The sequence below is a fragment of the Sphingomonas sp. P4_G2 genome, from assembly GCF_056401155.1.
Genome location: NZ_JBFUJY010000013.1, coordinates 34362 through 42830, shown reverse-complemented (window position 1 = coordinate 42830; position 8469 = coordinate 34362). Strand labels below are relative to the sequence as shown.

The 8469-nt window shown below is 62.7% G+C and carries 11 protein-coding genes; 2 read left to right on the top strand and 9 right to left on the bottom strand.

The features are described from left to right. The first annotated feature begins 68 nt into the window (after positions 1-68). Complete coding sequence (gene hmgA, locus AC1DRD_RS21865) at positions 69-1358, top strand: homogentisate 1,2-dioxygenase (protein ID WP_478043016.1); 1290 nt, start codon at positions 69-71, stop codon at positions 1356-1358. A 9-nt stretch (positions 1359-1367) separates the two neighbouring features. On the opposite strand, the gene AC1DRD_RS21860 is transcribed toward hmgA, so the two are convergent. The 7 genes from AC1DRD_RS21860 to AC1DRD_RS21830 form a co-directional block, all read right to left on the bottom strand. Continuing rightward, the gene (locus AC1DRD_RS21860) at positions 1368-2885 is read right to left on the bottom strand and encodes a hypothetical protein (RefSeq protein ID WP_478031608.1); all 1518 of its coding nucleotides are present in this window, start codon (positions 2883-2885) and stop codon (positions 1368-1370) included. Positions 2886-2967: 82 nt separating this feature from the next. After that, complete coding sequence (locus AC1DRD_RS21855) at positions 2968-3396, bottom strand: hypothetical protein (RefSeq protein ID WP_478043015.1); 429 nt, start codon at positions 3394-3396, stop codon at positions 2968-2970. An 82-nt stretch (positions 3397-3478) separates the two neighbouring features. Beyond that, the gene (locus AC1DRD_RS21850) at positions 3479-3877 is read right to left on the bottom strand and encodes a DUF1801 domain-containing protein (protein WP_478043014.1); all 399 of its coding nucleotides are present in this window, start codon (positions 3875-3877) and stop codon (positions 3479-3481) included. A gap of 19 nt (positions 3878-3896) precedes the next feature. Next, positions 3897-4124: a hypothetical protein gene (locus AC1DRD_RS21845; RefSeq protein WP_478043013.1), complete on the bottom strand. Its 228-nt coding sequence runs from the start codon at positions 4122-4124 to the stop codon at positions 3897-3899. Positions 4125-4160: 36 nt separating this feature from the next. Further along, a complete protein-coding gene (locus AC1DRD_RS21840) occupies positions 4161-4571 on the bottom strand; it encodes an SRPBCC family protein (RefSeq protein ID WP_478043012.1) in 411 nt (136 codons plus the stop codon). Beyond that, positions 4568-4891: an ArsR/SmtB family transcription factor gene (locus AC1DRD_RS21835; RefSeq protein ID WP_478043011.1), complete on the bottom strand. Its 324-nt coding sequence runs from the start codon at positions 4889-4891 to the stop codon at positions 4568-4570. Before AC1DRD_RS21835 ends, AC1DRD_RS21840 begins: the two co-directional genes overlap by 4 nt. A gap of 56 nt (positions 4892-4947) precedes the next feature. Then, a complete protein-coding gene (locus AC1DRD_RS21830) occupies positions 4948-6021 on the bottom strand; it encodes a winged helix-turn-helix domain-containing protein (RefSeq protein ID WP_478043010.1) in 1074 nt (357 codons plus the stop codon). Positions 6022-6107: 86 nt separating this feature from the next. On the opposite strand from AC1DRD_RS21830, the gene AC1DRD_RS21825 reads away from it, so the two are divergent. Further along, on the top strand, positions 6108-6704 hold the full coding sequence (locus AC1DRD_RS21825; protein WP_478031600.1) for a hypothetical protein: 597 nt from the start codon (positions 6108-6110) through the stop codon (positions 6702-6704). Positions 6705-6775: 71 nt separating this feature from the next. Here AC1DRD_RS21825 and AC1DRD_RS21820 read toward each other — a convergent pair whose 3' ends face one another. Next, on the bottom strand, positions 6776-7837 hold the full coding sequence (locus AC1DRD_RS21820; RefSeq protein ID WP_478043009.1) for a serine hydrolase domain-containing protein: 1062 nt from the start codon (positions 7835-7837) through the stop codon (positions 6776-6778). A 258-nt stretch (positions 7838-8095) separates the two neighbouring features. Further along, complete coding sequence (locus AC1DRD_RS21815) at positions 8096-8431, bottom strand: hypothetical protein (RefSeq protein WP_478031598.1); 336 nt, start codon at positions 8429-8431, stop codon at positions 8096-8098. Between the last annotated feature and the right edge of the window lie 38 nt (positions 8432-8469).

Here is an 8469-nt window from a genome sequence, read left to right as displayed (position 1 = left end):
CCCACCGCCTGACGGCGGCGGGCCCCTCCCTCTCCCACAAGGGGAGAGGGGATTTTGGAGCAACGTCCGTGGCTGACCACCTCTACCAAACCGGCTTCGGCAACCATTTCGCCACGGAAGCAATTCCCGGCGCCCTCCCGGTCGGCCGCAATTCGCCGCAAAAGCCCGCTTTCGGCCTCTACACCGAACAGCTGAGCGGCACCGCCTTCACCGCGCCGCGCCACGAGAACCGCCGCACCTGGCTCTACCGCCTGCGTCCCTCGGCCGCGCACCCCGCCTTCATCCGCTATGAAGGCGCCAAGCGCTTCGCCCCCGGCCTGAGCAAATCCCCCCTCGCCCCCAACCGCCTGCGCTGGCGGCCGCTCGAAGTAGCAACCGACGCCGACTGGCTCGACAGCCTGACGACGATGGTCGTCGCCGGCGACGGCCCGCGCACCCAGGCGGGGGTGGCGATGCATCTCTATCACGCCACGCGCGACATGACCGACCGCGCCTTCGCCTCGGCCGATGGCGAGCTGCTGATCCTGCCCGAGCAAGGTGCGCTGCTCCTGCTGACCGAAATGGGCCGGATCGACCTCGCGCCGGGCCAGGTCGCGGTGATCCCGCGCGGCGTGCGCTTCCGCGTCGAACTGCCCGACGGACCCGCGCGCGGTTATGTCGCCGAAAATCACGGCCAGCCGTTCCGCTTGCCCGACCTCGGCCCGATCGGATCGAACGGCCTCGCCAATCCCCGCGATTTCGAGACCCCGGTCGCCTGGTTCGAAGATCGCGAAGGTGATTTCGCGCTGATCCAGAAATTCGAGGGCGCGTTGTGGGAAACCCAGCTCGGCCGCAGCCCGCTCGACGTCGTCGCCTGGCACGGCAATTACGCGCCGTACCGCTACGATCTCACTCGCTTCAACACGATCAACACGGTCAGCTTCGATCATCCCGATCCGTCGATCTTCACCGTGTTGACCTCACCTAGTGACGTGCCCGGCACCGCCAATGCCGATTTCGTCATCTTCCCGCCGCGCTGGATGGTCGCCGAGGACACGTTCCGCCCGCCCTGGTTCCACCGCAATACGATGAGCGAGTGTATGGGCCTGCTCTACGGCGCTTATGACGCCAAGGCCGACGGCTTCCGCCCCGGCGCGATGTCGCTCCACAACCAGATGTCGGGCCATGGCCCCGACCTCGCCTCGTGGAAAGGCGCGAGCGAGGCCGAGCTCAAGCCGCACAAGATCGACGGCACGATGGCCTTCATGATCGAGAGTCGCTGGGTGTTCCATTGCACTGACCATGCGTTGGAAACGAGCGCGCTCGACGAGGATTACGATCAGGTCTGGTCGGGATTCCCCAAGGCGGAATTGCCCTAGCGCTAGCGATCAATCGTCGTCTTCGTCGCCTTTGGTCAGAAGGGCCTTGGCCTCCTCCGCCTTGCCGGCATCGATCAAGTGCAGAGCATCAAGCGGAATGTTTTTGGCGCGCAGGCTGTGCGGAGTGAAGGCAATTGGCTGGAGCAAGGTGCGCGCAGTGGCCGCGTCGCCGTCCAGCAGGAATTGCTTGGCGAGCGCCATGCGGACATCGTCGCTCTCCGGCGCCAGGACGGCGGCGCGCATCAGGCCTTTGATCGCGCCCGGGCTGGGCTTGGTCTTGGCGCTGACGAAGCTCATATAATAGAGATAGAGCGGCATGACCTGATTGGGATCGGCGCGGTTCGCCTTGAGAAACCAGGCACGGGCTGCCGTCCACACAGCGGGATCGCTGGCCTTGGCTTCGTGTGCCCGGGCGATCCCAACGCTTCCCTTCTGGAGGAGCGCCAATACCGAATTGGGATCGACCGCCAATGCCTTGTCGGCCGCCGCGTCGGCCTTGTCGAAGCGCCTCGCCACCGTCTCGATCTCGGCAAGCTGTGCCGCGACCACCGCGTCGTCTGGATAACGCTTAGCGATGCCTTGCGCGCTCTGAGCAAGACCGATGCGATACAATTTTGTCCCACCGGTCCGCATCGCGGCATAGACCGGCAGCATCGCCGCTTCCCCGGGAGTCAGCGTCGTGACGACGGCGGACACCGGTTTGCCCGGCGGGACCCGAAGCGGCGCCAGAAGCAGACTTCGTCGATAGCCGCTGAGTTCTTTGTCGAGCGCCGCCAGATCGCCGAACGCCTGTTGCGCGGCCTTGAGGCTCGGCACGCCTGCGTTCATTGCCGAGAGATAGGCGGCAAGCTGGCCACGACGCTCCGGCTTGAGCATCAGATAATGGGTCAGTAGCCATCCATACCCATAGATCAGATCGGGATTGTCGCCGTATCCGTACTGGTTCGGATCAAACAACCGCTTCAGCGACGGTTTGGAACCGTTCAGCAACCCGTCGCCACGGTAATTGGCCGGATAGCCGATGATCAGCGACCCGTCCTTTTCGAATGACGTGTTGGCGTTGAATTCGGCGAAGCCTTCCTGGAACCAATAAGGATAGGCGATCGGAAAATTCGTCGACACGAAATGGTGGGTATATTCGTGCAACAGCAGCGCCTGTGAACTCCACCCTCCCGTCTTTGCCTTGCGATCGATGTTGGGAAGGTGGAGCGTCATGATGAACGAGCTGTCGGTCCGCGCCGAATAGAAGCCTGCCGTGGCGGGACAGCGGCACGCAGCAAAGAACAGGCCTTCCTTGAACGCGTAGATGGCGACGGGGCGCAGATGCTGATCGGGGTTGTCGGGCACGCCGTAGAGCAGGCGCAGCGCCGCATCGAACCGCTCCAGCCGCACCGCGAAATCGCGCGCATTCTCTTCACTGTCGTCGATTGTCAGGATGAAATGATCGGTTCGCGCGTGCCGCCATTCCGCCCTCGCTGGCGACATTATCGCCAGGATGAGCCCGATCATCACGATCAGCCTGCGCATTTTTCCCCCTCGAGAAACTACCCCGTTTCCGCATGATAGGCGAACAATAGCGGTCGAGGAAGGGGCGCGGCCCGCAGGGCCCTCAGGCCGGCAACACCGTCATCGCTCGCCAGCTTATCGCGATCAACACGGCCGCGAGCACCAGCACGCCGATCATCATGGCAATGCTGCGCCGACCGGTAATGATCATCCACAAACCATAGGTGATCGATCCAAGCCCGAACACGATCACCGCGGCGAACACTGTCAGGATCGTCTTTCCCTGCTCCGCGGTGCCGGTGAAGGTGGTGCCGCCGGTCAAGTCCCCGGGGTGCGCCATTGCGGGGGCGAGCACGGTCCAGAGATAGCTCATCAGCCCGACGAGGAAGACACCGCAGGCGAGCAGCAACCAGCCCAGCGCGCGTATCGTGCGCGGCGTCCGCATCTTGCCGCCGCAATTGGGGCAAGGGTTGACGGTCCCCTCGACCTTGGTGCGGCATGACGGCGCAAGACAAGTGCTGAAGGCTGGCATCGATTTCCCCTTTTTGAACCGAGCGGTAACCAGCCGGACAATCGCACGACGGGTTGACGAGTCAACGCCGGGAAATCGACATTCAGCGCTTCTTGCCGCCCCCGTTCGCCGCTGATGCCGCGCGGACCAGTGCCTTGAACGCTTCCTCGTCGATCGCGTCACCCTCGTGGAAGTCGATCGCGCGGCGGACATTGCCGTCCAGGCTCGAGTTGAACAATCCTTTGGGGTCGCCGAGCGCCGCGCCCTTGGCGAATGTGGTCTTGACGCCGTTCTTGTAGGTCTCGCCAGTGCAGATGATCTTGCCATTGGCGTACCAGGTCGGCACCCCGCGCCATTTCCACTCCTCGACGACATCGGGCTCGGCATCGCGGATCAGGGCACGAATCCGCGCCAGCGTCGCGCCGCGCCAGTCGCCCAGCGACGCGATCCGGCCGTCGATCAATTCGGACGGTGATTTGGTGTCAGCCTCAGTCGTGGTCATCGTTCCTCCTCTCGATCGCTCAGGCGGCGTCACGTGCGGGCGACGGGGTGCGGCTCTTCCCCAGATAGGGCAGCGCGAACATGTAGAGGCCGGTTATCATCAACAGGATCAGCGGGAACAAGGCCGTCAGCCCTACCCATGTCGCCTGGCGGCCCAGCACGAGCATGACCGTATTGAAGATCACCGCCACCACGAAGACGATCGATGTCCAGCGGTGAAACTGGCGGATAGCCGAATTGCCGTTCATCCCTTCCTCCCTGATATGCTCGAAAAAACGTGGCGATCAGTCGATCCGGGCCACGACCTCGTCCAGATTGGCGAGGAATTTCTGCCAGCCGAACTTGGCGCCGGCGAAGGCCTGCTGCTGATCGGGGCGGAAACCGGCCTGCTCCATGCGCACGTGCGTGCCAGCGGCCGATGGCGTCAGCGTCCAGGTGACCACGCTCTCCAGCCCCATCGCATCCCAGCTATAGGCGAGCGCGCGTTGCGGCTCGATCTCGAGCACCTTGCAATCGACCGATCCCCAATCGCCGGTCAGCGTGAAGCGGTGATCGACCGTCGGCACGAAATCGTTCTTCATCAGCCATTCCGCGATCAGATGCGGCTGGGTCAGCGCGCGCCAGAGCTTGTCGGGCGCATGCGCGAACTCGCGTTCGATCACCACGGAACGGGTTTCGGTCGAAGTCGTCGTCATTGGTCCATCCTCTTGAGCAAATCATCGAGATCGTCGAACCGGCTTTCCCAGAATTCGGTCATCTGGCTGGTCCAGTCGACGAGGGGCGCGAGCGCCTGCCGCCGCGCGGTATAATGGGTCTGGCGCCCCTCATGCCGATCGAGCACCAGCCCGGCCTTTTTCAGCACGCCGAGATGCTTGGACACCGCCGGCTGCGAGACGCCCGCCATCGCGGTCAGTCCGCCCACCGTCTGCTCGCCGCCACGGCACAGCCGCTCGAAAATCCCACGACGCGTGGGATCCGCCAGGGCGCTGAAAATAACGTCGTGTTGAATCGACATGAATATATAACTCGCTGGCTATGGATGCGACCCATAACCGCGAGGTTATATATCAGTCAAGTGGTGACGTGCAGCCGCTCGCGCGCCCGAAGCAATGCGCCGACGATGCAGGCAGCGAACAGCGCGCCCTCCACGCCCCCGGTCACGACTTGTGTGACCAAACCGAAGTCCTGATCGCCCACCAATATGCCCAACTGACCGAGCCGCAGGTGCGAGCCAGGAAAGGTTCGCGCCAGCAGATCCAGACTGCCGCCCATCAGCCTCCCGCCCAATAGCGGTACCAGCACGCCACCCACCGCTCCGACCAGACCGGCGACAGCGATCCTGCGCCGCATTGAGCCCGATCGCGGCCGGCCGGCCAGCCATGCGCCAAGCCCCACCGCGCCACCGAGCAACAGCCCCTCGGGCGCGCCGGCGATGCCGCCCGGCGATCGGCCGAGCAGCAAGCTGAACGCATCGAGGCCAAGTAGCTTGACGATCCCGCCGATCGCCATGCCGCCAAGCGCTCCACCGACGATGGTCGACCAACCGCGCCGGGTGAAACCAGCCGCGGCAATCCCGAAGCTCACGCCGGCGCCGCCGACCAGCGCCACCACGATAGTCAGCCACAGCAGCACGAACAGCACCGACGCCCCGCCGCCGGACTCGAGCGGCTGCGATGCTGCGACGAAGCCGTAGAACAGCCCGCCGATCGCGCCGGCGATGCCGGCCCCGATCGTTCCCGCGCCGCCGAGCAACACGACCTCACGCCAGGAATAGGAAGAGGTCGGCGGTATCGGGGTCGCCGCTGTCGGCTCGATGCTCGCCTGCTCTACCCAGTCGACCGGCGCGACGAAACGATAGCCGTGCTTGGGAATGGTTTCGATGAAGCGCGGATTGGCCGCGTCGTCGCCGAGTTGCCGCCGCAGCGTCTTGACGCATTGGGTCAGGGCTTCGTCGGTGATCGGCACGCCGCGCCACACCTCATCCAGGAAGCGATCCTTGGTGACGAGCTTGCCGCTTTCCCGCAGCAACAGGACGAGCGCATCGAAATAGCGTGCGTTGAGTTCGACCACGGCGCCGTCGCGCATCAGCCGGCGCTGGGCCGGGTCGAGCTCGAAACCGTCGAAGCGAAAGCTGCCGGACGCCATTTTTCAGCGAAACCTCAGGAGTTGCTCATGCCGCTCACCGGCGAGTCCGTCAGGATGATGTCTCATTCAAGCATGGAGGCGACGTGATGGCAAAGGCGATTGAGCGCGGAGGTGGAATGAACCCCTGGAGGGTTGCGGGCTGGAGCATCGCCGCGCTGCTGCTGCTGTTGCCGCTGGTGGCGATGCAATTCACGCGTGAGGTCAACTGGACGCCATTCGACTTCGCTTTCGCCACGGTGATGATTGGTGGAGTCGGCATCGCGTTCGAGTTGACGGTCAGAGCCACACGCAACAATGCCTATCGCAGCGGGGTCGCGATCGCGCTGGCCGCAGCGTTCCTGCTCATCTGGATCAACGGCGCGGTCGGTATCATCGGCGACGAGGATAACCCGCTCAACCTGCTCTATATCGGCGTCATCGCCATCGCGTTCGGCGGCATGGCCTGGGCGCGTTTCCGGGCGAGTGGCGTGTCACACGCGATGACGATGGCGGCGATCGCCAATGCCGCGGTCGGCGTGGTCGCGGTCTTGGCCGGCCGAAATGAGCCGCCCGGTATCGTCGGACTGATCGTGCTGAACGGCTTCTTCGTCTTGCTGTTTCTGGGGGCGGCGCGGTTGTTCGGCATCGCGGCGGCAAGCGGCGGTACGCCGAACGAGGCCTATCCGAGCACCGACGCTTCGTGATCGCAACGCCACGCTATTTTGTGTCGCGGTTAGCATGCCTCCACGTCCGGAGATGTCATGCGCGTAACGGATTAATGCGAAGAACGCTTCGGGATAAGCTTATGGTAGATTTCTTCGCTGATGAGTTTGGCACTCACGCCCTCGACATTGCTCAAGACGATTACCGTTACATCTGACTCCGGGTAATAGGCCATTTCGCTGTTGAACCCATTGATATTGCCGCCATGCTCGATCTGATGAATGCCATCCCTAACGTGATTCCAGAGACCAAAAGCATATTCGTCCTTCACCGGCTCCGTCATAAGCTTGCTATCTTGCGGCGACAGAATCCGGCCCCCAAACAGCGCGCGCTCCCAAGTGAGCAGATCGCGGCCCGTAGCCACCAGGCCGCCGGCCGAGAATGGAACGCTTTCATCCATGTAGTTGGCGTTAGACAACGCGTTCGCCTCATTGCGATAGCCATCGGCACGGTGTGGCATGATCCGATTTACCGAATCGAACGCCGTCCCTTTCATTCCCAGCGGCGCAAAAAGGGTCTCCCGGAGAAAGACCGCATAAGGTTTCCCCGACACGTCTTCGATTAATTTGCCGAGAACCAAATAGTTCGTGTTGCTGTACCGCCATTTTGACCCTGCCGCGAATTCGGGGCTCTTATCCGCCACCAGGGCTATCAGCTCGCCCGGCTTGGTCGGTTGGCGGGATACGGCCGAAAATCTCGGATCGCTGGTATAGTCCGGCAATCCCGCGGTCTGATCGAGTAATTGCTGGACAGTCACCTTGCTCCACGTCGCCGGAAGGTCGGTAACATAGGTAGAGACGGTCGCGTCGAGTGCCACCTTTTTGTCGGCAACCAGCTTCATCACGGCAGCCGCTGTAAATTGCTTCGTCATCGAGCCAATGCGAAAGCGCGTATCAGGCGCAAAAGCGACGTTCCATTCGACATTGGCGTAGCCGTAAAAGCGATCAAACAGAATGGTGTCGCCCTTCGCTACAAGGACTTGCCCCATGAACGACTTGTCAGCCACGTGCGGCTGAACGATCGCATCCAGGTTGGCGGGTGTTATCAACGTCGTGGGGAGCGGCGCCGTGCCGGCCATCAGAGCAGCGGCTACCGTGCTCTTGATCCATCCCATCCCAATTCCTCTCTGGTCGTCGACTGCCGCTCAAAGGCATCACTCGGATCATGGGAAGTCAATCACTGGAGGCGATCCGCCCGTCGGCAAATGGCGAGCGTCCGTTAAAGGGACTTCGGAATCGGAGGCTGCCGTTCGCCTTTCCACCCACTTCGCGCCGTTCGCGGTGGGCAAAGCGAGCCGGCGGGAAGTACCCCAAAAGGCTATCGCGCCGCTTTCCACCAGGCAGAGCCTTTCGTCTGCGACCTCAAGATTGGGCTATAGATATCCATAGGTTCGCAGCAGATAGGTAGTGCCCAGCATTCCGCCGAACCCTGCCACGGTGCACGCTAGAGCTATCAAATTGCCGAAAAGGGTCAGGCGCTTCTTCTCCGCGTTACGCGTCAGGGCTTCCGTTCTCGCGCCGAATATCATCATCGTCAGGCCGATTATGATCAGCGGTCCCACCAAGAAGGAAGCGAGCGACCAAGTGCTGATCTCAGGAACACCCTGCTCGGCCAGCCGGAGGCGATCGAAAGTGGTGGGCCATGATATCGCAGCGCCGGCCAAAACGCAGGCAATGCCGGCAAGCCGGGTTTTTACATCGGGATTCATCCATCTCTCCGGTAAAATGCGCTACCGAAGCTATGCTA

Bases quoted from the DNA above. Each gene is read 5' to 3' on its own strand.
- AC1DRD_RS21835 (WP_478043011.1), bottom strand. From the start codon at position 4,891: ATGTCGATTCAACACGACGTTATTTTCAGCGCCCTGGCGGATCCCACG.
- AC1DRD_RS21855 (WP_478043015.1), bottom strand. From the start codon at position 3,396: ATGCCAGCCTTCAGCACTTGTCTTGCGCCGTCATGCCGCACCAAGGTC.
- AC1DRD_RS21830 (WP_478043010.1), bottom strand. From the start codon at position 6,021: ATGGCGTCCGGCAGCTTTCGCTTCGACGGTTTCGAGCTCGACCCGGCC.
- AC1DRD_RS21845 (WP_478043013.1), bottom strand. From the start codon at position 4,124: ATGAACGGCAATTCGGCTATCCGCCAGTTTCACCGCTGGACATCGATC.
- AC1DRD_RS21815 (WP_478031598.1), bottom strand. From the start codon at position 8,431: ATGAATCCCGATGTAAAAACCCGGCTTGCCGGCATTGCCTGCGTTTTG.
- AC1DRD_RS21860 (WP_478031608.1), bottom strand. From the start codon at position 2,885: ATGCGCAGGCTGATCGTGATGATCGGGCTCATCCTGGCGATAATGTCG.
- AC1DRD_RS21850 (WP_478043014.1), bottom strand. From the start codon at position 3,877: ATGACCACGACTGAGGCTGACACCAAATCACCGTCCGAATTGATCGAC.
- AC1DRD_RS21825 (WP_478031600.1), top strand. From the start codon at position 6,108: ATGGCAAAGGCGATTGAGCGCGGAGGTGGAATGAACCCCTGGAGGGTT.
- AC1DRD_RS21840 (WP_478043012.1), bottom strand. From the start codon at position 4,571: ATGACGACGACTTCGACCGAAACCCGTTCCGTGGTGATCGAACGCGAG.
- AC1DRD_RS21820 (WP_478043009.1), bottom strand. From the start codon at position 7,837: ATGGGATGGATCAAGAGCACGGTAGCCGCTGCTCTGATGGCCGGCACG.